The organism is Sphingomonas sp., from assembly GCF_036269755.1.
Lineage (GTDB): Bacteria > Pseudomonadota > Alphaproteobacteria > Sphingomonadales > Sphingomonadaceae > Sphingomonas.
On the sequence record NZ_DATBDV010000018.1, the window covers coordinates 160507 to 186043 of the forward strand.

General features: G+C 67.7%; 24 protein-coding genes. 15 read left to right on the forward strand and 9 right to left on the reverse strand.

What is annotated here, in order from left to right; all coding sequences use genetic code 11:
• The 5 genes from VH326_RS11710 to VH326_RS11730 form a co-directional block, all read right to left on the reverse strand.
• The gene (locus VH326_RS11710) at window positions 1–741 is read right to left on the reverse strand and encodes a PP2C family protein-serine/threonine phosphatase (RefSeq protein WP_329632002.1); all 741 of its coding nucleotides are present in this window, start codon (window positions 739–741) and stop codon (window positions 1–3) included.
• Complete coding sequence (locus VH326_RS11715) at window positions 738–1745, reverse strand: type VI secretion system-associated FHA domain protein (RefSeq protein WP_329632003.1); 1008 nt, start codon at window positions 1743–1745, stop codon at window positions 738–740. Before VH326_RS11715 ends, VH326_RS11710 begins: the two co-directional genes overlap by 4 nt.
• Before the next feature lie 20 nt (window positions 1746–1765).
• Window positions 1766–3448 carry a serine/threonine-protein kinase gene (locus VH326_RS11720; RefSeq protein ID WP_329632004.1) on the reverse strand — a complete coding sequence of 561 codons (1683 nt, stop codon included), beginning with the start codon at window positions 3446–3448 and terminating at the stop codon, window positions 1766–1768.
• 65 nt (window positions 3449–3513) lie between these two features.
• Entirely contained in the window at window positions 3514–4257 is a 744-nt protein-coding gene (locus tag VH326_RS11725) for a LysM peptidoglycan-binding domain-containing protein (protein WP_329632005.1), read from the reverse strand.
• The gene (locus tag VH326_RS11730; RefSeq protein ID WP_329632006.1) at window positions 4254–5861 is read right to left on the reverse strand and encodes an EAL domain-containing protein; all 1608 of its coding nucleotides are present in this window, start codon (window positions 5859–5861) and stop codon (window positions 4254–4256) included. The genes VH326_RS11725 and VH326_RS11730 overlap by 4 nt, the downstream gene beginning before the upstream one ends.
• Window positions 5862–6047: 186 nt before the next feature.
• Between VH326_RS11730 and VH326_RS11735 the strand changes: the two genes are divergently transcribed.
• From VH326_RS11735 to VH326_RS11765, 7 genes are all read left to right on the forward strand, one after another.
• Window positions 6048–6482, forward strand: a complete 435-nt coding sequence (locus VH326_RS11735; RefSeq protein WP_329632007.1) for a DUF2231 domain-containing protein — start codon at window positions 6048–6050, stop codon at window positions 6480–6482.
• Entirely contained in the window at window positions 6482–7774 is a 1293-nt protein-coding gene (locus VH326_RS11740) for a sorbosone dehydrogenase family protein (RefSeq protein ID WP_329632008.1), read from the forward strand. Before VH326_RS11735 ends, VH326_RS11740 begins: the two co-directional genes overlap by 1 nt.
• Window positions 7774–8130 carry a c-type cytochrome gene (locus VH326_RS11745; protein ID WP_329632009.1) on the forward strand — a complete coding sequence of 119 codons (357 nt, stop codon included), beginning with the start codon at window positions 7774–7776 and terminating at the stop codon, window positions 8128–8130. The genes VH326_RS11740 and VH326_RS11745 overlap by 1 nt, the downstream gene beginning before the upstream one ends.
• Before the next feature lie 4 nt (window positions 8131–8134).
• On the forward strand, window positions 8135–8689 hold the full coding sequence (locus tag VH326_RS11750) for a cytochrome c (RefSeq protein ID WP_329632010.1): 555 nt from the start codon (window positions 8135–8137) through the stop codon (window positions 8687–8689).
• A 184-nt stretch (window positions 8690–8873) separates the two neighbouring features.
• The gene (locus VH326_RS11755) at window positions 8874–10739 is read left to right on the forward strand and encodes a TonB-dependent receptor plug domain-containing protein (protein WP_329632011.1); all 1866 of its coding nucleotides are present in this window, start codon (window positions 8874–8876) and stop codon (window positions 10737–10739) included.
• Window positions 10727–11266: a YfiR family protein gene (locus tag VH326_RS11760; RefSeq protein ID WP_329632012.1), complete on the forward strand. Its 540-nt coding sequence runs from the start codon at window positions 10727–10729 to the stop codon at window positions 11264–11266. The genes VH326_RS11755 and VH326_RS11760 overlap by 13 nt, the downstream gene beginning before the upstream one ends.
• A gap of 2 nt (window positions 11267–11268) precedes the next feature.
• The gene (locus VH326_RS11765) at window positions 11269–12984 is read left to right on the forward strand and encodes a response regulator (RefSeq protein WP_329632013.1); all 1716 of its coding nucleotides are present in this window, start codon (window positions 11269–11271) and stop codon (window positions 12982–12984) included.
• Between the two features lie 14 nt (window positions 12985–12998).
• Here VH326_RS11765 and VH326_RS11770 read toward each other — a convergent pair whose 3' ends face one another.
• Together VH326_RS11770 and VH326_RS11775 are read right to left on the reverse strand one after the other, a co-directional pair.
• Window positions 12999–13499, reverse strand: coding sequence for an ureidoglycolate lyase (locus VH326_RS11770; RefSeq protein ID WP_329632014.1), 501 nt, complete (start codon window positions 13497–13499; stop codon window positions 12999–13001).
• Window positions 13499–14683, reverse strand: a complete 1185-nt coding sequence (locus VH326_RS11775; RefSeq protein WP_329632015.1) for a urate hydroxylase PuuD — start codon at window positions 14681–14683, stop codon at window positions 13499–13501. The genes VH326_RS11770 and VH326_RS11775 overlap by 1 nt, the downstream gene beginning before the upstream one ends.
• A 128-nt stretch (window positions 14684–14811) precedes the next feature.
• On the opposite strand from VH326_RS11775, the gene puuE reads away from it, so the two are divergent.
• The 8 genes from puuE to guaD are packed head-to-tail and all read left to right on the forward strand — an operon-like array spanning window position 14812 to window position 23500.
• Window positions 14812–15747, forward strand: coding sequence for an allantoinase PuuE (gene puuE, locus VH326_RS11780; protein ID WP_329632016.1), 936 nt, complete (start codon window positions 14812–14814; stop codon window positions 15745–15747).
• Entirely contained in the window at window positions 15737–16234 is a 498-nt protein-coding gene (gene uraD / locus VH326_RS11785; protein WP_329632017.1) for a 2-oxo-4-hydroxy-4-carboxy-5-ureidoimidazoline decarboxylase, read from the forward strand. The genes puuE and uraD overlap by 11 nt, the downstream gene beginning before the upstream one ends.
• Window positions 16231–17223 carry an allantoicase gene (gene alc / locus VH326_RS11790; RefSeq protein WP_329632018.1) on the forward strand — a complete coding sequence of 331 codons (993 nt, stop codon included), beginning with the start codon at window positions 16231–16233 and terminating at the stop codon, window positions 17221–17223. The genes uraD and alc overlap by 4 nt, the downstream gene beginning before the upstream one ends.
• Window positions 17220–17555 carry a hydroxyisourate hydrolase gene (gene uraH, locus VH326_RS11795; protein ID WP_329632019.1) on the forward strand — a complete coding sequence of 112 codons (336 nt, stop codon included), beginning with the start codon at window positions 17220–17222 and terminating at the stop codon, window positions 17553–17555. The genes alc and uraH overlap by 4 nt, the downstream gene beginning before the upstream one ends.
• The gene (gene xdhA, locus VH326_RS11800) at window positions 17556–18962 is read left to right on the forward strand and encodes a xanthine dehydrogenase small subunit (protein WP_329632020.1); all 1407 of its coding nucleotides are present in this window, start codon (window positions 17556–17558) and stop codon (window positions 18960–18962) included.
• Window positions 18955–21264 carry a xanthine dehydrogenase molybdopterin binding subunit gene (gene xdhB, locus VH326_RS11805; RefSeq protein WP_329632021.1) on the forward strand — a complete coding sequence of 770 codons (2310 nt, stop codon included), beginning with the start codon at window positions 18955–18957 and terminating at the stop codon, window positions 21262–21264. The genes xdhA and xdhB overlap by 8 nt, the downstream gene beginning before the upstream one ends.
• Window positions 21261–22196, forward strand: a complete 936-nt coding sequence (gene xdhC, locus VH326_RS11810; protein ID WP_329632022.1) for a xanthine dehydrogenase accessory protein XdhC — start codon at window positions 21261–21263, stop codon at window positions 22194–22196. The genes xdhB and xdhC overlap by 4 nt, the downstream gene beginning before the upstream one ends.
• Window positions 22193–23500, forward strand: a complete 1308-nt coding sequence (guaD, locus tag VH326_RS11815; protein WP_329632023.1) for a guanine deaminase — start codon at window positions 22193–22195, stop codon at window positions 23498–23500. The genes xdhC and guaD overlap by 4 nt, the downstream gene beginning before the upstream one ends.
• On the opposite strand, the gene VH326_RS11820 is transcribed toward guaD, so the two are convergent.
• Entirely contained in the window at window positions 23497–24174 is a 678-nt protein-coding gene (locus tag VH326_RS11820) for a UTRA domain-containing protein (protein WP_329632024.1), read from the reverse strand. The two genes, guaD and VH326_RS11820, sit on opposite strands and share 4 nt — an antisense overlap.
• A complete protein-coding gene (locus VH326_RS11825; RefSeq protein WP_329632025.1) occupies window positions 24171–25517 on the reverse strand; it encodes a formimidoylglutamate deiminase in 1347 nt (448 codons plus the stop codon). Before VH326_RS11825 ends, VH326_RS11820 begins: the two co-directional genes overlap by 4 nt.
• Between the last annotated feature and the right edge of the window lie 20 nt (window positions 25518–25537).

Genomic DNA, 25537 nt, shown 5'->3' on the forward strand with positions numbered 1-25537 from the left:
TCAGCGGTCTGCTATTTCCACCACGACAAGCGATACATTGTCGGTGCCATCGCGGCGGAGCGCGTTGCCGAGCAAACGGTCGCACAATTGTTCGGTGTCGCCATCGACCGCGTCGTCCGGCTGGAACGAGCGCGACAGCCCGTCCGAGCACAGCAGCAGTCGATCGCCTGGTGCCAGCGGGGCACTGGTCATTTGCAAACCCGGATCGTCGCAGATGCCGAGCGCGCGGGTGACGACGTTCGATTGCGGATGCCGTTCGGCGGCCGCGGGCGTCAACAGCCCGGCATCGATCAACTCCTGCACCAGGCTGTGATCATGCGTGAGAAGCTGGAGCCCGCCGTCACGTATGCGATACGCGCGGCTGTCGCCGGCCCAGGCGATGTGCGCGGTGGCGCCATCGATCAGCGCCGCGACGACGGTCGTGCCGGCGTCGAACCCGTTGGTGTCGTTGCGGTGGCGGATATCGGCGTTGGCCTGGCCGAGCGCGACGAGCATGTCGGTGAAGTCCGCCACGCGGCGCGATGCGGTCAGTGCGCGCAACCGTTCGACCACGGCTTGCGCCGCCAAGTCGCCGCCGCGATGCCCGCCCATGCCGTCGGCGACCGCCCAGATGCCGGCTTCGGGACAGTCGAACACGCGATCCTCGTTGATCGACCGCACGCGGCCGACATGGCTGCGCGCGACCGAGCGGAAGGCGGTGGCGGGATCGGCGGCGATCGGCGCTACGGGCAGCGCGTTCACGAGCGCTCCTCCGCATTGGCTTGCGCTTCCGCGGCGTCATAGGCCGCGACGAACGCGCGTTCGAGCGACCCGCCATCGCCCTCGGCGAGCTGGCGCAAGAGGTCGGCGTGGCGCTGGGCGACTTCCTCGGCCTGGCACGCGGCGCGGCTCTTGAGCAGCCCGGCGCGGTCGCCGACGGCGGCGTCGAGCGCGGCGGGATCGAACGTGTCGATTGCCGCATGCAAGCTGCCGTGCAGCCCGGCAAAGGTTGCGATCAAGTGGCGCTTGATGTCGCGGAACGATGCCTTGAGCGCGGCCGGGCCCGACAGGAAATTGCCGCTTCCGGCAAGCAACAGGTCGATCGCGAGCCGCTGCGTCGGCGCCCATTTGAACGGATTGTTGTTGCTGCCGCCGATCGTCGTGCGCGACAATTTATACTGCCCGCGCGCTCGGTCGCGCTCAGTCATGAGGTCGCCGATGCCGAGCACCATCTGGCGATACACCGCGCCGGCGCGGCGCATGATCTCGGCGGGGTCGTCGCTGGACAGGAGCGACGCGTCGAGCCCTGCGCCTTCGCAGAATGCTTCGAGCAGCGAGCCGTTGCCGCTGGGGAGCGGGGCTGATCCGTCGCTCCAATCGTCGGGCACCGCGGTCGAATCGCCGAGTGGCGGGGTCAGCACCATCGTCCGCGCGGCATCGACCGGTTCGTCGCCGTGCGGCGCATGGCTCGCCTTCAGGCGGAAGCGGCCGAAGCGCAAGGTCGATGGGATCGGCACCGCGACGTCCACCGCGTCGGGGAAGCGATCGCCGGTGGCGTCGTCGAACACGCCGTTGGCGCCGAGCGCGCGGAGTTTGAGCGCGCCGTCGGCGACTTCGAGCTCGCAATGCGCGCGCGACAATTCGCAATCGGGGTCGGCGATCGACCAGTCGGCGGCGCTGTCGCGCCCGATCCGCATCAGACCGTCGCGGATCAGTCGAGCGTCGATCGGTTGCAGGTCGTTCGCCGTGTCGAACAATTGAAGCATGTACATAAAAGCGCGTTCCGTCAGGCGGCGATGCGCGACACGCGCGCGATCCGCGTCGCCAGTACCGCGGCCTCGGCATCTTCCTGGCTGCCGCCCGCGAGCTGCGGCTCGACGCTCGCGGCGGCGCGGTTGAACGCGTCGAAGGCCGCGCCGAATTCGTCGCGGCGGCGGTGCGATATGCGTAGCGCGAATCCGCTGTTGCTTGCTTCGTCGAGCGCGCGGCGCAACCGGCCGAGCGGTCGCGCGACCATCGCGCCGCTGAGATAGCCGATCAGCAGCACGACCAGCATCACCACCGCCGACAGCATGATCAGCGAGGTCCGCGCGTTGGCGATCGCGGCGTCGAGCGCGGTGCGCGTGACGACCAGATCGACCTTGCCGAAATCGGCGCCCGCGTAACGGATCGGCCGCACGAAACGTATCCCCGCTCCGCGGCCGCTATCGGGCGCTGCGGTGACGCTGGTCAGGCTATCGGCTTCCATCACGGGCTCTCCGGAGCGCGCGTAGCTGTGGCCGACCAGCTTGGTGTCGCCCGCTGCGCGGATGACGCCACCGGTATCGACGACGACGAGGTCGCGGATCGCTGGGTCGCGGCTGGCGGAGATGGCGAACGCCTGAAGCGCCGACCAGTCCTGCTGATCGGCGGGCAGTCCGGCGTTTTCGGCAGCGAGCACCGCGGCGTTGTTGGTGACGAACGAAGCGGTCGATTTGCCCGAGACGATCGCCATGTGTTCGAGCGTCTGGCGCTCGCGGCCGAGCGTGGTGGCGACGCAGGCGAACAACGCGGCGGCGGTCACCGCGGCCAGCGTGAGCGGCAGTTTGAAGCGTAAGGGAAGCCCGCGGCGGTTCGCGGTCGGCATGTCCTGTTGCGCGGCGATCTCGCGCGCCAACGCCGCTTCGAGTGCCTCGCCGTCGGCGAAGCGCTGTTCGGGCTTCTTGGCGAGCAATTTGTCGATGATGAAGCGCAGGCCGGGCGGGCAGTCGGCGGTGCTGCGGTCGATCGGCTCGACCTTTTCCTGCGCGATCTTGATCGCCAAGGTCGCCAGCGCGGTGCCGGGGAACGCGACCTTGCCGGTGATCATCTCGTACAGCACGACACCGAGCGAGAACAGGTCGGAGCGCTGGTCGACCGGGAGGCCAAGCGCTTGCTCAGGACTCATGTAGCGCGGCGTACCGATTAGCTGTCCGACCTGCGTCTTGGCGAGCTGGCGGTCGGCGGTGGCGGCGTCCATCTCGGCGATCCGCGCGACGCCGAAGTCCAACAGCTTGGCGGTCTTGCCGTCGGCCGAGAGCAGGATGTTCGACGGCTTGATGTCGCGATGGACGACGCCGTTCTTGTGCGCATAAGCGAGTGCTGCGGCAAGCTGCTGCCCAATCGAGAGTACGCGTTCGTAGGGCATCCGCCCCTGCGTTTGGAGCACGGCGTCGAGCGGCTGGCCGTCGATCAGCTCCATCGCAATATAGGCCGCGCCGCCCGCCTCGCCGACGTCGTAGATCGTCGCGATATTGGCGTGGCTCAGCGCGCCCGCCGCGCGTGCTTCGCGCAGGAAGCGCGCGCCGAGTTCGGGGTCGCGCGCGAATTCGGGTTTGAGGACCTTGATCGCGACGGTGCGGCCGATATCGGGATCGTGAGCGCGATAGACGTCGGCCATCGCGCCTTCGCCGAGGCGGTCGTCAATTCGATAGCGGCCGAGCATGGTCATCGCCTGTATCCCGATCCCAGGTCCGGGACTGGCCATAAGTTCAAAGGTTTAAACATTTGCTGCCGTTACTTGCGTGCGCGCACGGTCGCGGCGATGCGCTCGGCACGCGCGAGGTCGCGCGCAATCGCTGGATTGCCGGGGTCGAGCTGCGCGGCGCGGCGCAACAGCCCGACCGCGCGGCCGACATTGCCCTGGTTGAGCGCGGCCAGCCCTGCGGTACGCGCCTGGCGCGCCGCGACGGGATTGCCGGCGGGAGCGGTGACGGTCGGCGCCGCCGGCTTGGGTTTGGGCGCGGGCGTGGTCGGCGTCGATCTGCCCGGCGCCGGCTCGGAGCGGCGGACCGGCTCGACTCGGGGAACCTCGATTCGTGGGGGCTCGCCGGGGATGCGCAGGACCTGGCCCTCGACGAGCGTCGCCGGCGCCTTCAGCCCGTTATAGCGCAGCAGCTGATACGCCTTCATCCGGTTGCCGAGAAAGCGTTCGGCGAGGCCGACGATCGTGTCGCCCGGACGCACGACATAGGGATAATTTTGCGGGCCGAGCAGCTCCTTGGGGTCGCGCGCGATCGAGTCGCTGAGCAATTGCGCGCCGGCGTTCATCGGCTCGCGCTTCTGCACCGCCTTCAGCCGCTTCCTGGCGCCGGCTTCATCGCCCTGCATCAAAAGGCCGAATGCCGCGTCGACGTCGCCTGCCGAGGTCGCGGCGGGCGGCGCGGGCACGTTCTTGACGCGTGCGGGCCCCCCAGAACAAGCGGCGAGCGCCAGCGCGCCCAGCCCCACCGCGGCCATCTTGAAACGCACCATCGTCATGCCCTCAACCTTTCTTCGATCTGTTTCGGCGTCGTGCCGAGCCGCAATACATCGCGCAGCTTGTCGGTATCGCGGACGAACGCGGCGAATGCCTCGCCGCTCATCGGCCGCGCGAAATAAAAACCCTGGAAATGGTGACAGCCGTGGCGGCGCAGCCATTCATATTCCTGCCGCCGCTCGACCCCTTCGGCGAGCACGCGGATGCCGAGACCCCGGCCGAGCGCGACGATGCTCTGGCAGATCGCCTGGCTGTCGCGCCGCGAGTCGACACCGGTGATGAACTCGCGGTCGATCTTGATCTTGTCGAACGCCAGCGTGCGAAGCGAACTGAACCCCGAATAACCGGTACCGAAATCGTCGACCGCGAGCTTGACGCCCATCGCGCGCAGTTGCTGGAAGATGCGGCGGCAATGGTCGGTATCGCTGGTCGCGATGCTTTCGGTGAGCTCGATCTCGAGCGCGGCGGCGCCGAGGTCGTGACGCTCGAGCGTGCGCTGGACGAGGATCGGCAGATCGTCGCGTTCGAGCTGGAGCCCCGAGACGTTGACCGCGATGCGCAGATTGCCGAGGCCCGCCGCACGCCATTCGGTCGCTTGCCGCGCGGCGGCGTTCAATGCCCACATCCCGATCTCGCTCGCCAGCCCCATCGCCTCGACGATGGGGATGAATCGGGCTGGCGGGATCGACCCGCGCTCGGGATGGTTCCAGCGGATCAGCGCCTCGGCACCGCACGCGCGCCCCGCGCCGGCATCGATCAGCGGCTGGAAATCGAGCCGCAGCTCGCGCCGCGCGATCGCCTGGCGCAGATCCTGTTCGAGCGCGTAACGGTCGCGCGCGAGATCGGCATAGTCGCCGGCCGGCGTCGTTGCCGCCGCGGCTCCGGCGGACAAGGTGAACGAAGCGAGCGTTCGGGCGAGGAACGCGCCGGCCTCGATCCCGCCGCCCTGATCGAACTCCGCGAGCCGGACCTTGATCTGCGGGACGATCCTCTTGCCGTCGGCTTCGATTTCTTCGCCCAAAGCGTAGGCAATCGCGTCGAGCTGCGCGCGCGCCTCCGATTCGGTTGCCGAGACGCCGAACCAGATGCCGACATGGCCGCGATCGACCTGCGCGATGAATCGGTCGGGCGGCAGCATCGCGCGAAGCCGCGCCGCCGAGGTCGCGAACACACGCTCGCCGAGCGCCGGGTCGAACGCGGTCAGCCGGTCGAAATCGGCGAATGCGATCGCACCGAGCAGGCCATGCCGATCGGCGTTCATCTGCGCGAGCAACGCTTCGCGCACTGGCAATCCGCTGACGGGATGCATCGGCGCCAGGCGATGATGGAGCGCGGCGAGCCGCTGCTCCAAGCTGTCGATGCCGCCGTTGGTCGATTCCGAAGTGTCGGGGAGAGTGGTTTGGATCGCTTCGAGCCGCGCGGTAGCGCGCGTCATGCCGCGGTCGAGGTGCCAGTTCCATGCCAGCAGCGCAGCCGCGACGACCACGAACGATGCCGTTGCGATCGTGCCGTGCGCAACCGCGGCGAATGCCACGGCCGCCGTAATCGCGGCGGCAGGCAACGCTCGACGAAGCACGCGCCGCCGGGGGGGGAGCAGGTTGGCCACACCGCGAGTCCTACCGGCAAAAGGATACGACCTCGTTAAAACAAACTTGATGCAAATCAGGCTGTTGCCGACGCCATGCTGATCGCGTTCGGCACGAGGAGCACGGTCTCCGACCGGTGCCCGCTCGTATTTCGGAGCATGTCGCTCGTTCATGCGTTGCCGCTGGATAACGAAAGGGAGCTTATGGTGGCGCAAGCCCAATCGACTCGCGCGCGGCTGGCTATTCCGATCCACGGAATCCTCGGCGCCTACCCTCTGGTCTGCTTCACCGCGGCGCTGATCACCGACCTGGCCTATGCCGATACCGCCGAGATGCAGTGGGCGAACTTCTCGGTCTGGCTGATCGCCGGCGGCGTGGCGATGGGCGTCATCGCGGCGATCGCGGGGGTGGTCGACGCGATGGTGACTCGCGCGCGGCGGCAAGCACGATCGTGGCATTCGGTCCTGACGATCATCATGCTGATCACCGCGATCATCAACGGCTTCATCCATAGCCGCGATGCCTGGACCTCGGTCGTGCCGAGCGGACTGGTGCTGTCGGTGATCACGAGCATTCTCGCTTTGGTCACCAGCTGGCTGGGCTATTCGGCGGCTGCGCTGCCGCGGACGGAGGCGGCATGATGCGCACCACTCTTATCGCCGCGACCGCGCTCGCGCTGGCCGGATGCGCGCGCGGCGGCGGCAATGCCGACGAACAGCTCGGCCCCGATCCGAAGCTCCCTGCGATCAATCAGTATCTGATGCCGCCGATGCACGTTGCGGGGGTGGCGCCGTGGGGCAACGACAAGCCGACCGTCGCGCCGGGCCTAAAGATCGAAGCGTTCGCGACCGGGTTCAAGGACGTGCGCTCGATCTACGTCCTGCCCAATGGCGACGTGCTGGCGGTCGAGCCCAAGGGCCCCGACCGCCCGATCCTCCGTCCCAAGGACTTCGTTGTCGGCTGGATCGAAGGCTTCGGCCACAGCAAAGTCGAGGGCGGCAACCGCATCACCTTGCTTCGCGATGCCGATGGCGACGGCAAGCCCGAGCTGCGCAGCATATTCCTCGACCATCTGATCGGGCCGTTCGGCGTCGCGCTTGTCGGCAGCGACCTCTACGTGGCCAATGACGATGCGATCGTGCGCTATCCCTACGTCACCGGCCAGACTCGGATCACCGCGCCGGGCACGCTGCTGACCGAGCTGCCCGGCGGCCCGATCAATCACCATTGGACCAAGAGCCTCGCCGCCAGCCCGGACGGCAGCAAGCTCTATGTCGGGATCGGATCGAACAGCAACATCACCGAAAACGGCATCGGCGCGGAAAGAGGGCGTGCGCAAATCTGGGAGGTCGATCGCGCGACGGGCGCACACCGGCCCTATGCGACGGGCCTGCGCAATCCCAACGGCCTGACCTTCAACCCCGATACGGGTCAGCTCTGGACCGTGGTCAACGAACGCGACGAACTCGGGCCGGACCTCGTCCCCGATTACGTCACCTCGGTGACGCCGGGCGCGTTCTACGGCTGGCCGTACAGCTATTGGGGTCAGAACGTCGACCCGCGAGTCCGGCCGCAGCGGCCCGACTTGGTCGCGAAGGCGATCAAGCCCGATTACAGCCTCAGTTCGCACGTCGCCCCGCTCGGTCTGACCTTCTACACCGGCACAGCATTGCCCCCGCCGTTCCGCAACGGCGCGTTCATCGGCGAGCATGGCAGCTGGGATCGCGGCAAGCTCAACGGCTACAAGGTGATCTTCCTGCCGTTCGCCAACGGCCGCCCCTCCGGCAAGCCGATCGACGTCGTCACGGGCTTTGTCGGCCCGGGCGGCAAGGCGCGGGGCCGGCCCGTGGTCGTCGCGATCGATCGCACCGGCGCACTCCTGGTCGCCGACGATGTCGGCAACGTCGTCTGGCGAGTCACCGCGGCGCGGTGATGCATTGGCGTGCGATAGGGTTCGCGGCGGTTGCGCCGGCGGTGTTGACGGGATGCGGCCACGCTGGCCCTCCCGGCGAAGATCCGCAGCGCGGTGCAATCGCCATTACGCGCCAGGCGTGCGGCTCGTGCCACGTGATCCCGGGGATCGCGGGAGCCGACGGCAGCGTCGGCCCGCCGCTCACGCACTTCGCGTCGGAGGCCATGCTCGAGGGGCAGCTTCCGAATACCCCCGCCAACGCGATGCGCTTCATCAGGTCGCCACGGAGGTTCGTGAACGGCAGCGTGATGCCTGATCAGGACCTGAGCGATGCGCAACTGGGCGACGTGGCCGCCTATCTCGAAACGTTGAAATGACGGCATGACCAAACCGACCATCAAGATGCTGGCCTGGGGGTGGCTGCTCGGCATCGCCAGCGCGGCGCTGGTCGGTATCGTCATCCTCGTGCTGGTGCTGACCGGGGTGGCCTTCAACACCAGCGCCACCAGCGCGGATTCGCAAATATTCGCCGCGGCGATCCACGCGACCATGACCAACTCGGTCAAGCGGCGAGCGTCCGGTGGCGCGCCGCGCTTGCCGCTCGATACCGCGACATTGCTGGCGGGCGCGCGCGAATATGAAACGCACTGCATCGCGTGCCACGGCGGGCCGGGCGTGGCGCGGGCGCCATGGGCGAGCGCGATGTTGCCGACGCCGCCCTATTTGCTCGATACGCCGAACCGCTGGTCGCACGCCGAACTCTATACGATCGTTCATGACGGGGTGAAGATGACCGCCATGCCGGCGTGGGGCGAAGTCGAGTCGGATCGCCAGATCGCGGCCATCGTCGCCTTTCTCGAAGTCTTGCCCAAAATGACGACGGCGCAGTTCGACCGCGTCCGGCAGCGCGCGCGCCCTCCGTTGCTCGCGCGCTGATCGTTCGGACCGGCGATCGAGCTTCATGGCGGCAGTGCGCTAGCGATAGGCCAGGTCGTCGGCTTCCGCGGGCACGCGCGCTCGTGGAACCAAGACATGCAAGAGACGTTCGGTTACGGTCGAATTGTGCAAAAGGGGTTTGACGATTTTTAGGGGGCGAGCCGCGCAAACCGGCCTGGGCATCGTGGCGGCGCTGGTTGCCTCACCCGCATGCGCGCAATCGGTCGACGAGCTGAAGTCGCTGTCGCTTGAGCAACTGGCCAAACTCGACGTGACTTCAGTGACGAAGTCGAGCGAAACGCTCGCCGATGCGCCGGCATCGATCTTCGTGATCAGCCGCGACGACATCGTTCGTTCGGGCGCCACGACGTTGCCGGAGGCGTTGCGGCTGGCGCCCAACCTCCAGGTCGCGCGGCGCGGCGCGGCGGATTGGGTCATCACCGCGCGCGGACTGTCGGGCAATGCCGGGGCGCAGAACTTCCCCAACAAATTACTCGTCCTGATCGACGGCCGCAGCGTCTACACGCCGCTCTATTCGGGCGTCTATTGGGACATGCAGGACGCCGAGCTGTCGGATGTCGAGCGGATCGAAGTGATCAGCGGCCCCGGCGCGACCTTATGGGGGGCGAACGCCGTTAACGGCGTGATCAACGTCATAACGCGAAAATCGGCCGACAGCCAGGGCTTGCTCGCCCAAGCGGTGGGCGGTCCGCGCGAGGCGAACGGCAGCCTGCGGTACGGCGGACGCATCGGCGCGAACGCGACCTACCGCGTCTATGCACGCGGATCGTGGGACGACAGCTTCGCCACCACGACCGGCGCGTCGGCGCGCGATCCGTGGTGGCGGCTCCAGGGCGGCTTCCGGGTCGATTGGGCGCCGTCCGCGCGCACCGGAGTCACGCTTTCGGGCGACGCCTATCGCGGCTTGACCGGTCACTTCGGCAGCGACGAGACGATTGCGGGGCGTAACCTGACCGCGCGCTGGACTCGGACGACCAGCGATTCGCCGACCGCCGGCACTTTGCAGGTCCAGCTCTATTACGACCGCACGATGCGCAGCGACCCGTCCAACGGGCGCTTCGCGCTCGATACCTACGATTTCGATGCGCAGGACGATTTCACGTGGGGGCGCCAGCATATCGTCTGGGGCGGCGGGTTGCGCCTGTCGCGCTACGATATCGCCGGCACAGCGGGCCTGACCTTCTCGCCGCCGCGCCGCACATTGTTCCTCGGCAACGCCTTCGTCCAGGACAGCCTGACGTTCGGGCCTGCGACGTTGATCGTGGGGCTGAAGGCGGAGGACGATCCCTATGCGGGTGTGTCGCTGCTGCCGTCGGTGCGCGCATCGCTCAAGCTGGGTCCCAACTTCACCGGCTGGGGCGCGATTTCGCGCGCGGTGCGCTCACCCACGCCGTTCGACGTAGATGTCGTGGAGCTCGGCGGTGGGGCGGTGTTGTTGAATGGGGACAAGAATTTTCGCACCGAAAAGCTGACTGCGTTCGAAGGCGGTTTGCGCGGCCAGATCGGCAAGCTGGTGACGATATCGATCGCCGGCTTCTACAATGTCTATGACGATCTGCGCAGCATCGAGCCGGCCCCGGGCGGCTTCTTTCCGCTGCGCTGGGACAATCAGATCAACGCGCGCACCTGGGGCCTCGACGCCAGTGCGGTGATCCAGCCGGCGCCGTGGTGGCGCCTGACGGCGGGCTACAATTTGCTGCGCGAGCGGGTCGATTTCGATCCGGGCGCGAGTGGCCTTGCGGGTCCTTCGCAGGTTGGCGACGACCCGCGCTGGCAGGCCTCGCTGCGATCGACGATGGATATCGCGCGCGGATTTACCTTGGACGCCGCGTTGCACCATGTCGGCGAACGCCCGAATCCGCTCGTCCCCGCCTACACCGAGGCCGATCTGCGGATCGCGTGGCGCGCCTCGCCGCGGCTCACATTGTCGATCGCCGGACAGAATCTGCTCCATGCCTGGCACATCGAATATGCCGGCGGCGAGCGGGTGCCGCGTTCGATCCTGGCGGGCATTCGATGGACGCCTTGAAGTGCGGGCTCGGGCTCATCAGCGCGCTGGCATTGTGCTGGGCCCCGGCCGCCGGCGCTGACACCGGCGTCGCGACCGCGGTCAAGGCGACCTATCTCGTCAAGTTCGCGCAATACGTCGCCTGGCCGCCATCGACGTTCGCCAACCCGTCCGCGCCGATCAATCTATGCATCGTGGGCCGCGATCCGTTCGGGTCGGGGATCGATCAGGCCGCGAAGGGCGAGCGAGTCGATCGCCATCCGATCGTCGTCCGCCGGATGGCGTCGATCGACCGCAATTCGCCGTGCCACATCGCCTTCGTCGCCGGTGCGGTCGCCGCGAAAGCGCTGCCCGCCGTCGAGGGCGCGCCGATTCTTACGGTGACCGATTTGAGCGAAACCCGGCTGCACGGATTGATGCAGTTCGACTTGCGCGGCGGGCATATCGGGTTCCAGATCGACGATGTCGCCGCGCGCCGCGCCGGCCTCGACATCAGCTCGCGACTGCTCGCAATCGCCTTTTCGCTCACCTCGCGGCCGGCGCAATGAGCGTGGAGGCGCCCCCCGCCCGCGCGCCGCTCGGGCCGCGCGTCGCGCTCGGGCTGGCGCTGATGCTGCTGATCCTCGGGGTCGCCGTGATCTTCTACAGCGATCATCAATATCGATTGGAGCAACAGCAGCAGATCGAAACGCAAGCGCGCGTCGTGGCGTCGGGGATCATCGCGCCGCTCGACTTCGACGATATCGCGTCCGCGCAGGATTATCTCTCCGCGCTCAGCGCCGATCCGCGGGTCGCCGACGCGACGGTGCGCGATCGTGCCGGGCGCGCGTTCGTCACTTATCGGCGTTCCGGCGGCGCGACGCTGGCGACGACCGCCACCGCCACCGTGCCGGTGCTGCGCGGGCAAGACAGGATCGGGTCGGTCACCCTGGTCGAGACGATCGATCCGCTGTGGCGCCGCCTTACGCGTTATTCGGTGCTGATCCTGCTGACCGTGATGGCCGGGCTGTTGGTGATCGTGTTCGCGATCGGGCAGGCTGCGCTGCACCGCGCCAATGCGGCGTTGTCACAGCGCGCCCGGGCGCTTGGCGAAGCCAACGAAGCGCTCGGACGAGAGATAGAGGATCGTGCGCGGGCCGAAGATCAGCTGCGCCAGGCGCAGAAGATGCAGGCTTTGGGTCAATTGACCGGGGGTATCGCGCACGATTTCAACAACCTCCTGACGGTGGTGCGCGGCACCGCCGACCTGTTGCGGCGTCCGGGCCTGGCCGAGGCGCGGCGCATGCGCTACGCCGAATCGATCGCGCAAGTCGCCGAACGCGCGGCGCAACTCACCAGCCAATTGCTCGCGTTCAGTCGCCGCCAGCCGCTGCACCCGGAGGTGGTCGATCTAAACGCGCGGCTGCAGGGCATGCTGATGATGTTCGAGCGGTTGCTCGGCGCGCAATATTCGGTCGATACCGACTTCGATCCCGGCCTGTGCCCGGTCGAAGTCGATCCCACCCAGCTCGAGGTCGCCATCCTCAACATCGTCGTCAACGCGCGCGATGCGATGGCGGAGGGCGGGATGCTGACGGTGACGACCAGCCGATGGCCGCGCGACGCCGCGGAAGACGACCAGAAATTCTCGGCAGTGAGCATTTCGGACACCGGCACCGGGATGGACGCCGAGACGCTGGCGCGTGCGATGGAGCCGTTTTTCACGACCAAGATCGTCGGGAAGGGCACCGGTCTGGGGCTGAGTCAGGTCTATGGCTTCGCCACGCAGTCCGGCGGCGAGGTCATGATCGACAGCATCGTGGGCCGCGGCGCGACGGTGCGGCTGATCCTGCCGTGCACCACCAACCAGCGCATGGTCGAGATCGGGTCCGCGTCGGTGCCGGCTTCGGGCTGGCGCGGGCGCATCCTGTTCGTCGAGGACAATGTCGAGGTGGCGGCGTTCGCGCGGACGTTGCTCGACGAGCTCGGCCACGACGTGCTCTACGCGCAAACCGGCGAGGCGGCGCTCGAACTGGCCGCGCGCAACGCGCCGTTCGATCTGCTGTTCAGCGATATTGTCATGCCGGGGATGAGCGGCTTCGATCTGGCGGAGGAGGTGCGGCGATTGCGGCCCGACGTGCCGATCTTGCTCACCACCGGGTATAGCGACCGCTACAATGAGGAAGGATCGCGCGGCTTTCCTGTTCTCACCAAGCCCTATTCGCTCGACCAGTTGCTGGCGGCGATCGAAGCCGCCGTCGGGCGCGAAGGTACTGAACCGGCATAGAGCCGCGCCTGTGCTCAGTTGTTGAGGCGCACACGGACGTGGTCAGCCGACGCTAGCTCGATCTCGTCACAATTATCCCCGGGGCCGGTCCGGTCGATGACGAGAAAGTCGCTCTCCGCCTCCAACGCGAGCACGAAATGGTGCCAGACGTTCTTGGCGTAGTGCACGCCCTGATGCGGCTCGGCGTGAAACAGCCGCACGCGGGCCGGATCGAACGCGCCGTCCGGCGCGACCGCGACAAGATAGGGCCGCCCGCTTAGCGGCATGAAGCTCTGGCTGCCGAGCGGATGGCGTTCGAATATCTTCAGCACCAGCGGGTCGAGCGGCCGCGCGCGGAAGATGCTGATCGCGCCGCCGCCGCCTTCGTCCGCGACGTCGAGTTCGGCGAGACGATCGAAACGGTCGGTCCAGCCATAATTGATCGCGATCCGCTCAGCGCGGTCGGAGACCTCGATCACGCTGCCGAACGGCGCAAACGCGGCGGCGGTGAGCGGCTCGGGGACCATGTCGCGCATCAATCGCCCTTCGCGCCGGCGTTAATCCACGCGCCGAGCTTGGCGCGCTCGGCGGGGGTCATTCCGGTCTCGTTGCCCAGCGGCATGTTATTGGTCAACACCGCGCGCTGGTAGATTTCGGGCGCGTGCCGGCGAAGCGCGTCGGCGCTGTCGAACACCGCGCCGTTGGGCGGCGCGGTGATCCCCGGATGCGTGGGCGTGGTCGAATGGCACATGGTGCAGTGCCGATCGACCAGCGCGCGAATGTCGGCATAGGCCGGGGCGCCCGCCGCGGACACGGCGGGGCGCGGCTGCGCGCTCTGGTTGAGTTCGGCGACCACGATGAACACGATCGCGCCGACCGCCAGCACCCAGGGACGCACGATCCCTGCATTCTTCAAATTGAAGAAGTGGCGAATGGTGGCGCCGCTGATGCATAGCCCGACCAGCCACAGCCAGTTGAGCGGTGCGCCGAAAATCATCGGGTAATGATTGCTGATCATGATGAACAGCACCGGCAGCGTCATGTAATTGTTGTGGATCGACCGTTGCTTGGCCTGCGCGCCGAGCCGAGGATCGGGGGTCTGGTGCGCCAGGACCTGTGCCACCACCTTCTTCTGGTTGGGGATGATCACGAGGAAGACGTTGGCCGCCATCACCGTGCCGATGATCGCGCCGACATGCATGAACGCGCCGAGATCGGCGAAGATACGCGTCAGGAAGAAGCCGGCGGCACCGATGACGGCGAGCCAGACGATGCCGAATAGCGCAAGGTTCCTGATCGCGCGGCACAGCAATTCGTAGACGATCAGCCCGCCCGCGATCGATCCAAGCCCGATCAGCACCGCTTGCCATGGATCGATCGCGAGCTTGCTGCGGTCGATCAGGTTGGCCTGCGCGCCCATGTAGAAGATCAGCGACAGCAGCAGGAAACCGCTGATCCACGTCCAATAGGCTTCCCATTTGAACCAGTGGAGCTGCTCGGGCATCTCGGCCGGGGCGACGTTGAATTTGTGCTGGCGATAGAAGCCGCCGCTATGGACGCTCCACAATTCGCCCGCGACGCCCTCGCGCGGCGGCACCGGCGGGCGCAAATGGCTGTCGAGCCACATGAAGTAGAAGGACGATCCGATCCAGGCGATGCCGGCGGTGACGTGCAGCCAGTGCACCGCCAGCTTGACCCAATCTCCCCAACCGCCCCCCATGCCGCAATTCACTCCCGTACTTTGCCCACGCCTCGATAGGGCAGCATGAATCCCGGGGGCAACCCCGGGCGCAGTGCGGCAGAGCGATCGCATTTCGCGGGTTGCGCGCCAAACGCCCGCGTTTCATCTTGGCGGTTTATGCGGGGCTCGACTTGAACCACGAAGATTATCCGCGCGACCTGACCGGCTACGGCCGCACGCCGTCGCAGGCACAATGGCCCGGCGGCGCGCGGATCGCCGTGCAGTGCGTGCTCAATTACGAGGAGGGTGCGGAAGCCAATATCCTCGACGGCGATCCCGGCGCCGAAACCTTCTTGTCGGACATCGTCAACGCCGCGCCGGTGCCGAATGCTCGGCACATGAGCATGGAGCAGATCTACGAATATGGCGCGCGCGCCGGGGTGTGGCGACTGCTTCGGCTGTTCGAGCGCTACAATTTGCCGCTGACGGTGTTCGGCGTTGCGCTGGCGATGCAGCGCAACCCCGCGGTCGTCGATGCTTTCCTCGAGGCGGGGCACGAAATCGCCTCGCACGGCTGGCGCTGGATCAATTATCAGACCGTGCCCGAAGCCGAAGAGCGCGCCGACATGGCGCGTGCGATCGAGGTTCACACGCAATTGACGGGCGAGCGCCCGCTCGGCTGGTACACTGGGCGCACCAGTCCCAACACGCGCCGGATCGTCGCGGAGGAGGGCGGGTTCCTGTACGACGCGGACGATTATTCGGACGATCTGCCGTTCTGGACCTCGATTGCAGGGCGACAGCAGCTGATCGTGCCCTATTCGCTCGAGACCAACGACATGCGGTTCGCCGCGACCAGCCTGAACACCGGCGACCAGTTCGGCGATTATCTGCGCGATGCGTTCGACGTGCTTTATGCCGAAGGTGCCGAGCGGCCGCGGATGATGTCGATCGGGCTGCATTGCCGGCTGGCGGGGCGGCCGGGCAAGATGGCGGGCCTCGAGCGGTTCCTGCGTTATGCGCTCGGCCATCAAGACGTGTGGTTCTGCCGGAGGATCGACATTGCCCGGCATTGGCGCGCGGTGCATCCGCATGCGGCCTAGCGCGCTCACGAAGCGGGCGTTCGTCGACCGGTTCGGGCCGGTCTACGAAGCCTCGCCGTGGGTGGCCGAGGGCGTGTGGCCCGCGGTCGAACACGGCAGCCTCGACGATTTGGAGACGCTGGCGAGCGCGATGCGCGAGGTGGTCGACTCCGCGCCTCGCGAACGTCGGCTCGATCTCATTCGCGCGCATCCGCAGCTGGCGGTGGCGAGCAACATGGCGCCGGCGTCGATCGACGAACAGCGCGGCGCGGGTCTCGACCGCTGCTTGCCGGAGGAGCTGGCGGAGTTTCAGCGGCTCAACGCGGCCTATGTCGAGCGCTTCAGTCATCCGTTCATCGTCGCGGTCAAGGGATTGTCGCGCGGTGACATACTCGCGGCCTTCGAAGCGCGGCTGGATAACGACGCCGAAGCCGAGTTCGCGACCGCGCTGAGCCAAATTCACCGTATCGCGGGATTTCGCCTTGCGGCACTCTTCGGTACGGAATGACGATGTTCGACAGCTTGCGCCGCCAGTACGTCAATCTCGCTCAGCCCCGCCTCGGCGCCGAGGTGGTCTATGCCACCGACGATTTCTTCGCTGATAAAGCGCGACTGATCGACCCTGCGGAGCCCGTATTCATCCCCGGCAGATATGACGAGAACGGCAAGTGGATGGACGGCTGGGAGAGCCGTCGCAAGCGCATTCCCGGCCACGATTGGTGCGTGGTTCGGTTCGGCGTGCCGGGGCTGGTCGCCGGCTTCGAGATCGATACGCGGCACTTCACCGGCAACTACCCGCCCGGCGCCGAGATCGAGGTGTGCCGGAGCAACGCGTTCGTGCCCGACGACGAGGCCTGCTGGACCAAGGTCACGCCGCGCCTGTCGGTCAACGGCAACGACCGCATTTACGTGCCCGTCGACCATGCCGACCCGGTGACGCACGTACGGCTGCATATTTTCCCCGACGGCGGGGTTGCGCGACTGCGCGTGTGGGGGCGCGTGGCCAAGGATTGGTCGATGGTCGACGCCGGCACGAGCATCGACTTGCTCGCGATGGAGAATGGCGGGCGCGGGATCATCGCCAATGACGAGCATTTCGGCGTCGTCGAAAATCTCACTGCGCTCGGGCGCGGGGTCGACATGGGCGACGGCTGGGAAACTCGGCGCCGGCGCGAGCCGGGACATGATTGGGCGGTGCTCGAACTCGGCGCGCCGGGACGGATCGAGGAAGTAGTGGTCGATACCGCGCACTTCAAAGGCAATTACCCCGACCGCTGCTTCATCCAGGCCGCGGCGGAGGCGGCAGGTTCGCCCGACGAGATCGCAGCACGGTCGGAGGGTTGGCCGGTGCTGTTGCCCGAGGTCAAGCTGCAGGCCGACCACGTCCACGTTTTCCGCGACGGACTGGCCGATCTCGGTCCAATCCGCTTTGTCCGCCTCAACATCATCCCCGATGGTGGGGTAAGCCGATTGCGGCTGATCGGAAAAGCGGCATGACCAGCTTGAGCACGCACGTCCTCGACACCGCCCACGGCCAGCCAGCGCGCGGCATGAAGCTGTCGCTGTGGCACGATGGCGCGCGATTGTATGACGGCGCGACCGACGACGACGGGCGGTGCCTTGGGCTTGGCGCGGGCAAGTCGTTCGCCGCCGGGGCGTACAAGCTGCAGTTCCACGTCGCGGATTACTTCCGAGCGCAGGGCGTGACGCTGCCCGACCCGCCATTCCTCGGCTTGGTCTCGATCGACTTTGGCATCGCCGACGACGGGCATTATCACGTGCCGTTGCTCGTCTCGCCGTTCGCCTATTCGACCTATCGGGGCAGCTGAATGGTGCCCGATTCCGACATTGGTTTCGTGCTCGACGGCGAGATCGTCAGCGTCGCCGCAACCGAGCCCAGCGCCACCGTGCTCGACCTGCTGCGCTACCGCCTGCGCCGCACCGGCACCAAGGAAGGCTGCGCCGAGGGCGACTGCGGCGCGTGCACGGTGGTGCTCGGCGAGCTCGACGGCGACAGCGTGCGGTGGCGCGCGGTCAACGCCTGCATCCTGTTCGTGCCGATGCTCCATGGAAAGGCGCTGGTGACGGTCGAGAGCCTGTCGCGGGACGGCACCCTGAACCCAGTCCAGCGCGCGCTGGTGGAGGGACACGGCTCGCAATGCGGCTTCTGCACGCCGGGCTTCGTGATGTCGCTCTATGCGCGCAGCATCGGCGCCGAAGGCACGCGAGCGACGCCGGTCAAGGATGTCATCGCTGGCAATCTTTGCCGCTGCACCGGCTATGGCCCGATCCTCGCGGCCGGCGAGGCCAATCCGGCGCACGCAGCCGATGACGGCGCGGTCGTGGCGCTGCTGCGGAGCATCGAACCGCGGCGGAGTGGGTCAGGCTGGTTCGCGCCGCGCGACAGCGACGAGCTGGCGGCGCTGCTGCTCGAACACCCGGAAGCGCGGATCGTCGCGGGCGCGACGGATGTCGGGCTGTGGGTCACCAAGCAATTGCGCGACCTCGGCACGATGATCTTCGTCGGCGATGTCGCCGACCTGCGGCGGATCGAAGAGGACGACGATGGCCTGACGATCGGCGCCGCCGTCCGCTACAGCGAAGCGCGCGACGCGCTGGCGCGACTGCACCCCGATCTCGGCGAACTCGTCCGGCGGATCGGCGGGCTGCAGGTGCGCAACGCGGGGACGATCGGCGGCAACATCGCCAACGGATCGCCGATCGGCGACATGCCGCCGGCGCTGATCGCGCTTGGCGCCGAGCTGACGCTGCGGCGCGGCAGCGGGCGGCGGACGATGCCGCTCGAGCAATTCTTCCGATCCTACGGCGTCCAGGATCGCCAGCCCGGCGAGTTCGTCGAACGCGTCCGCATCCCGCGCCCCGCGCCCGACACGCTGATCCGAATCGTCAAGCTGTCGAAGCGGTTCGACAGCGACATCTCCGCGCTGTGCGGCGCGTTCGCGTTGCGCCTGGAGGGCGGCCGCATCGCCTCGGCGCGTGTCGCGTTCGGCGGGATGGCCGGAATTCCCGCGCGCGCGCCGGGTTGCGAAGCCGCGCTGACGGGGGCGACCTGGAGCGAGGAAACCGCCGAAGCTGTCGCTCAGGCGCTGGCGCACGATTACGCGCCGCTCAACGATCTGCGCGGATCGGCAGAGTATCGCATCGCCGCCGCGGGCAACTTGCTTCGCCGATTGTGGCTCGAGTCCGAAGAGTCGGTCAGCGTGCTCGATGGCTGACGCTGGCCCCCTGCCGCCCGGCGCGGTCCACGCCGCGCTGCCGCACGACAGCGCGGTCGCGCACGTCGCGGGCAGCGCGCGCTACGTCGACGATATGCCCGAGGCGCCTGGCACGCTGCACCTCGCCTTCGGTCTCGCGGCCGAAGGGCATGGACGGATCGTCGCGCTGGACCTGACCGCCGTCCGCGCCGCGTCCGGTGTCGTCGCCGTGTTCACCGCCGCCGACATTCCCGGCGTCAACGATGTCAGCCCGGTAGTCCACGACGACAAGCTCTTCGCCGAGGACGAAATCCTCTACCCCGGCCAGCCGCTGTTCGTCGTCGCGGCGACCGGCAACCGCGCAGCGCGGATCGCGGCGCGGCTGGCTGTCGTCGAGATCGAGCCACTTCCCGCGCTCGTCACGATAGGCGCGGCGCGCGACGCCGGATCGGTCATCGAGGAGACGCAGCGCATGGCCCGCGGCGATGCTGAAACCGCACTGGCCGCGGCGCCGCACCGTCTGTCGGGCAAGGTCGCGATGGGCGGTCAGGAGCATTTCTATCTCGAAGGGCAGGCCGCGCTGGCGACCCCCGGCGAGCAAGGCCAACTCCATGTGCTGAGCTCGACCCAGCACCCCAGCGAGCTGCAACACCTGATCGCCAAGGTGCTCGGCCTGAGCCACGCCGACATCACCGTCGAAGTCCGGCGGATGGGCGGCGCGTTCGGCGGCAAGGAAAGCCAGGCCGCAGCGTATGCCGCCGCGTGCGCTTTGGTCGCGGCGAAGACCGGGCGGCCCGCCAAGATTCGCGCCGACCGCGACGACGATTTCGTGATGACCGGCAAGCGTCACGATTTCGCGATCGAGTACGACGTGGGGTTCGACGATGCCGGACGGATCGAAGGCATCCGCTTTGACCTCGCCTCGCGCTGCGGCGCCACCGCGGACTTGAGCGGCGCGATCAACGACCGAGCGATGTTTCACGCCGACAATGCCTATTATTTTCCGGCAGTCGAGATCGTCTCGCACCGGCTCAAGACGCACACGGTGTCCAACACTGCGTTCCGCGGGTTCGGCGGGCCGCAGGGGATGATGGGGATCGAGCGCGCGATCGATGCCATTGCCGCGCATCTCGACCTCGATCCGCTCGATGTACGGCGCGCTAATCTCTACGGCCCCGGCCGCGATGTGACGCCGTATTACATGACAGTCACAGACAACGTAGCACCCGAACTGATCGCCGAACTGGCCGAGCGCAGCCGTTATGCGGCGCGGCGACAGGCGGTGGACGAGTTCAATGCGGCGCACCGCGTGCTCAAAAAGGGGCTAGCGCTGACCCCGGTCAAGTTCGGCATCTCGTTCACCACCAGCCATCTCAACCAGGCCGGCGCCTTGGTCCATGTCTATGCCGATGGGTCGATCCACCTCAATCACGGCGGCACCGAAATGGGGCAGGGGCTGATGATCAAGGTCGCGCAAGTCGTCGCCGATGTTTTCGCGGTGCCGGTCGACCGCGTGAAGGTCTCGGCAACGCGCACCGACAAGGTGCCCAACACCTCCGCCACAGCGGCATCGTCGGGCGCGGACCTCAACGGCATGGCCGCGTTCAACGCCGCGGAGACGATCCGCCAGCGCATGGCCGAGTTCGCCGCCGGACATTTCGGGGTCGATCAAGCGGCAGTGCTCTTCGCCCGCGACGGCGTGGTGGCGGGGAACGAGCGCGTGGCGTTCGACGATCTGTGCCGCCTCGCGCATCTCGGTCGCGTGTCGCTGTCCTCGACCGGCTTCTACGCGACGCCGCACCTTCATTACGACCGCGCGACCCATACCGGCCGCCCGTTCCTCTATTTCGCGTACGGCGCGGCGCTGAGCGAGGTCGTGATCGACACGCTGACCGGCGAGCATCGCGTGGTCGCGGTCGACATCCTCCACGATGCCGGGCGTTCGCTCAATCCGGCGATCGATCTCGGCCAGGTCGAGGGCGGCTTCGTCCAGGGAATGGGCTGGTTGACCACCGAGGAACTGGTGTTCGACGATCGCGGCCGGCTGCTCACGCACGCACCATCGACCTACAAGATCCCGACCGCGAGTGATCGGCCCGAGCGGATGACGATCGAGTTGTGGCAGCGCGGGCGCAATGTCGAGCCGACGATCCACCGTTCCAAGGCCGTCGGCGAGCCGCCGCTGATGCTCGCCATCTCGGTCTTCTCCGCGCTCACGCAGGCGGTCGCCGCCGTCGCCCCGGGCAAGGGCTTACCGACCCTCGATGCCCCCGCGACGCCCGAGCGGATCCTCGCAGCGATTACCGAGCTGCGCGCGCGATGATCCCGGATTGGCTGGAGGCATTGCGCGCCGCGCGCGGCCATGAGCCCGTCGCGCTCGTCACGATCCTCTCCACCGAAGGCTCCGCCCCTCGCCGCGCCGGCACGCGCATGGCGGTGACCGGCGGCGAGAGCATCGGCACGATCGGCGGCGGCGCGCTCGAGCATCAGGCGATCGACCAGGCGCGCCGCCTGCTCGCCGAGCCGCCGGGAAGCTGGCGCGTGCAGGACTGGCCGCTCGGGCCGTTGCTCGGCCAGTGCTGCGGCGGACAGGTGCGACTGATGATCGAGCACGTGGATGCCGACCCAGAGCGCTGGGACTGGACCGATTATGTCGAGCGCCGCAAGCCGATCGCGACCTTCTTCAACGACGGCAAAGCCCCGGTGACTCGCTTCCCCGCCGAGCATGTCGAAGCGGGCGTCCAGCCGCCGCTGCCGCCGCGCTCGGCCAAGCCCGCCAAGGGCACGATCTTCATCGAGCCCGACGATCGGCGGCCCGAGCGGCCGCTGCTGATGTTCGGTGCCGGCCATGTCGGCGTCGCCATCGCCGCGCGGCTGCCGCGCTTGCCGTTCCGGCTTGCCTGGTTCGACTCGCGCCAGAACCGCGCGATCCCCGGCGTGTCGCTCCAGGACGAGGATGCGATGGCGGCCTGCGCCGGCGAGGCGGAGGACGGAGCGGCGGTGCTGATCTTCACGCACGACCACGCGCTCGATTACCGCCTCACCGCCGCGGCGCTGCGCTCGCCGGCACGCTTCGTCGGGCTGATCGGATCGGAGACCAAGCGCGCGCGCTTCCTGTCGCGGCTGAAGGAGGATGGCGCGGATGCGTCGCGCCTGACCTGCCCGATCGGTGTCGCCGGCATTCCGGACAAGCATCCCGACGTCATCGCCATCGCGGTGATCGCCCAGCTCCTGACGCTGGCACCCGACGCATGAAGGCGTTTCGCGGCGAAATTCTGAGTGTGCCCGAAGACCCCGCGACGGCGGGTGCCGAGGCGGTTCGTCACTTGGCGGACGGGCTGCTCGTCGTTGAGAATGGTCTGGTCATTGCGCGCGGCGCTTACGCCGATCTGGCTCAACGGTTCGCCGAAGTGGAGACGGAAGCCCTGCCCGGGCTGATCGTCCCGGGGTTCGTCGATGCGCACGTCCATTATCCGCAGACCGAACGCATCGCCTCGCACGGCGAACAATTGCTGCACTGGCTCGACCGTCACATCTTCCCGGCCGAAGCTGGGTTCGCCGATCGCGACCATGCCGACGCGATCGCTGCCTTCTTCCTCGACGAGCTGCTGCGCAACGGCACCACCTCGGCGTTGGTGTTCGCGACCGTCCACGCTTGCTCGGTCGACGCGCTGTTCGAAGCGGCGCTCGCGCGCAACATGCGGATCGTTTCGGGCAAGGTGCTGATGGATCAGGGGCCGGCGACGTTGCGCGATACCGTCGCCGATGGGCGCGCCGATACCGAAACGCTGATTGCGCGGTGGCGGGGGCGGGGGCGGCTCGGCTACGCGGTGACGCCGCGTTTCGCGCTAACCTCGTCGGATGTGCAGCTCGTCGATGCCGGCGAGTTGCTCGCGGCGCACCCCGACGTGCTGATGCACACGCATCTGTCCGAGAATTTGGGTGAGATCGCCGCCGTGGGCGATCGCTTTGCCGACGCGCGCGATTATCTCGACGTCTATGATCGCTTCGGCTTGGTCGGTCCGCGATCGGTGTTCGCGCATTGCGTGCACATGAGCGATGCCGCGCTGGCGCGGATGGCGCAGGCGGGCGCGGGAATCGTGCTGTGCCCGACCAGCAACCTGTTCCTCGGTTCGGGCTTGTTCGACCTCGCGCAGATCGACCGGCACGGGGTCAAGATCGGCATCGGCACCGATATCGGCGCGGGCACCAGCTTTTCGGTGCTCCACACGCTGGGTGAAGCGTACAAGGTCTGCCAGTTGCGCGGGGCCAGCCTCGACCCCTTCCGCGCGCTGCATCTGGCGACCGCGGGCGGCGCGCGCGTGATGGGGATCGCCGACCGGGTCGGTGCGCTGGAGCCCGGGCAGGAGGCCGATTTCGTCGTGCTCGACCCCGCGGCCACGCCCCTGCTCGCGCGCCGCACTGCGGGCGCCAGCCTGTTCGACCGGCTGTTCGCACTGCAGGTGCTCGGCGACGATCGCGCGGTGGCGGCCACCTACGTCGCCGGTGATCGAGCTTATGCGCGCCCGCCTTGCCAAGCCCGGACGATCCACGCCTAGGCGTCGGGCTTGAACTCGGCGATCAGGTCGAAGCGATCGCCCGGGAATAATTGCCGCACCCTGGTCACGGGCGCACCGTTGCGCCACGTCGTCCTCAGCAGCTCCAGACACGCGGTGCGCGGGCGCAGATCCAACATCCTGGCTTCGGCGCGGTCGGCCTCGGTCGCGCGGATGCGGTGCCGGGCCGACGTCCACGGCACGTGCTGGAGCAACCACGTCCCAGGCGCTTCGGCGGCAAAGCTTTCGTCGGCAGCGCCCGGCACCGCGCCGAGACTGATCAGCCGCTGCTCGAGCGCAAAGGGCGCGCCGCTTTCGAGATGAAGTCCGTCGATTCGAAGCGCGGGCGACGGGAAGTCCGCCACGACCGTTTCGACCCGCCGATTCATCAGCGACCAGCGATAATCCCCGCCGCGCGCGGCGATGACTTGCGCCAGATCGGGGACTTCGAGCACCGCCGAATGGACTTGCGGATGCGCGACGAACGACCCGGCCTTGCGCCGGCGCTCGATCAGCCCGGCGTTGGACAGGCTGCTGAGCGCCTTGCTCACGGTCGCGCGCGAGCAACCGTAAGCCGCCACCAGCTCATGCTCGAACGGGATGCGATGCCCCGGCTTCCATTCCCCCGAATAGATGCGCGCTTCGATCTCCTGGCGAATGCGCGCCTCGACCGTCATGCCAGCAGGGCAGCCACGGTCGCCCGGTAGCGTTCGGCGATCGAGTCGGCGGCAAGGTGTCGCCCGTGCTCGACCACCTTTTTGCCGCCGCGCCAGACGCGGTCGATCGCCGGCGAGCCTGCCGCGAAAATCCAGCGGTCGAGAAGGTCGGTTCCCGCACCGGCCATCGAAGGATGATCGAGGTTGAGCGACACGATGTCGGCTGCATTTCCCGCTGCCAGGCCGCTCGTCACGCCCAAGGCTTGCGTGCCGCCGCTTTGCGCCATGGCGAACAGCTTGGCGCCGACCGATGGCTCGTTTTGGTCGACCAAGAGCGCGCGCTTGCGGCGCGCGAGCCGCTGCGAATATTCGAGCGCGCGCAATTCGCCCGCCGCGTCGATCAGGATGTTGGAATCGGTGCCGACGCCCAAACGCCCGCCCGCGGCGAGATAATCGACCGCCGGGAAGATGCCATCGCCGAGATTGGCTTCGGTTACCGGGCAGAGACCCGCTACCGCGCCGCTCGCCGCCAGGCGCGCGGTCTCCTGCGCGTCGATATGGGTCGAGTGGATCAGGCACCAGCGAGCGTCGATGTCGGCGTTGTCGAGCAGCCATTGCACAGGCCGCGCGCCGCTCCACGCGACGCAGGCCTGGACCTCGCGCACCTGTTCGGCGGCGTGAATGTGGATCGGGGCGCCATCGGCGAGCGGGAGGATGGCGGCAAGCTCCTCGGGCGTGACCGCTCGCAACGAATGCGGCGCGATGCCGAGCACCGCGTCCGCCGGAAGCTTGACCCGGCTCGCCTCGACCAGCCGCGCGAAACCGTCCACGTCGGAAATGAAACGGCGCTGGCCCGGCGTCGGCGGCGCACCCCCGAAATCGCCATGCGCATAGAAGACGGGGAGCAGCGTCAGGCCGATCCCGCTCGCTTGCGCCGCCGCGACGATCGACCCGGCGGTTTCCGCGGGATCGGCGTAACGTCCGCCGCTCGCGTCGTTGTGGAGGTAGTGGAACTCGCCGACGCGCGTGAAGCCGCTTTCGAGCATCTCGACATAGGCTTGGGCACTAATGGCGGCGATGTCGTCGGGCGTCAGCCGGTCGAGGAAGCGATACATCACTTCGCGCCAGCTCCAGAAATCGTCGTCGGGGCGGCCGCGGCGTTCGGACAGGCCCGCCATGCCGCGCTGGAAGCCGTGGCTATGGACGTTGCATAGGCCGGGGATCGCGGCGCTGTGCCGCGCGTCCTCGACGCCCGGCTCGACCCCCGTCTCGAGCGCGGCGATCGTCGCGCCATCGACCGTGACTCGAACCCGTTCGGCCCAACCTTGCGGCAGCAAAGCGCGTTCGAACCAGAGTTGCGGCATCGATCCTCCCGTTGATTATG

Coding starts and splice junctions, on each gene's coding strand:
- VH326_RS11715 (WP_329632003.1), bottom strand. CDS start 1,745: ATGCTTCAATTGTTCGACACGGCGAACGACCTGCAACCGATCGACGCT.
- VH326_RS11720 (WP_329632004.1), bottom strand. CDS start 3,448: ATGACCATGCTCGGCCGCTATCGAATTGACGACCGCCTCGGCGAAGGC.
- VH326_RS11725 (WP_329632005.1), bottom strand. CDS start 4,257: ATGACGATGGTGCGTTTCAAGATGGCCGCGGTGGGGCTGGGCGCGCTG.
- VH326_RS11740 (WP_329632008.1), top strand. CDS start 6,482: ATGCGCACCACTCTTATCGCCGCGACCGCGCTCGCGCTGGCCGGATGC.
- VH326_RS11745 (WP_329632009.1), top strand. CDS start 7,774: ATGCATTGGCGTGCGATAGGGTTCGCGGCGGTTGCGCCGGCGGTGTTG.
- VH326_RS11750 (WP_329632010.1), top strand. CDS start 8,135: ATGACCAAACCGACCATCAAGATGCTGGCCTGGGGGTGGCTGCTCGGC.
- VH326_RS11760 (WP_329632012.1), top strand. CDS start 10,727: ATGGACGCCTTGAAGTGCGGGCTCGGGCTCATCAGCGCGCTGGCATTG.
- VH326_RS11770 (WP_329632014.1), bottom strand. CDS start 13,499: ATGCGCGACATGGTCCCCGAGCCGCTCACCGCCGCCGCGTTTGCGCCG.
- VH326_RS11775 (WP_329632015.1), bottom strand. CDS start 14,683: ATGGGGGGCGGTTGGGGAGATTGGGTCAAGCTGGCGGTGCACTGGCTG.
- uraD (WP_329632017.1), top strand. CDS start 15,737: ATGCGGCCTAGCGCGCTCACGAAGCGGGCGTTCGTCGACCGGTTCGGG.
- alc (WP_329632018.1), top strand. CDS start 16,231: ATGACGATGTTCGACAGCTTGCGCCGCCAGTACGTCAATCTCGCTCAG.
- uraH (WP_329632019.1), top strand. CDS start 17,220: ATGACCAGCTTGAGCACGCACGTCCTCGACACCGCCCACGGCCAGCCA.
- xdhA (WP_329632020.1), top strand. CDS start 17,556: ATGGTGCCCGATTCCGACATTGGTTTCGTGCTCGACGGCGAGATCGTC.
- xdhB (WP_329632021.1), top strand. CDS start 18,955: ATGGCTGACGCTGGCCCCCTGCCGCCCGGCGCGGTCCACGCCGCGCTG.
- xdhC (WP_329632022.1), top strand. CDS start 21,261: ATGATCCCGGATTGGCTGGAGGCATTGCGCGCCGCGCGCGGCCATGAG.
- guaD (WP_329632023.1), top strand. CDS start 22,193: ATGAAGGCGTTTCGCGGCGAAATTCTGAGTGTGCCCGAAGACCCCGCG.
- VH326_RS11820 (WP_329632024.1), bottom strand. CDS start 24,174: ATGACGGTCGAGGCGCGCATTCGCCAGGAGATCGAAGCGCGCATCTAT.
- VH326_RS11825 (WP_329632025.1), bottom strand. CDS start 25,517: ATGCCGCAACTCTGGTTCGAACGCGCTTTGCTGCCGCAAGGTTGGGCC.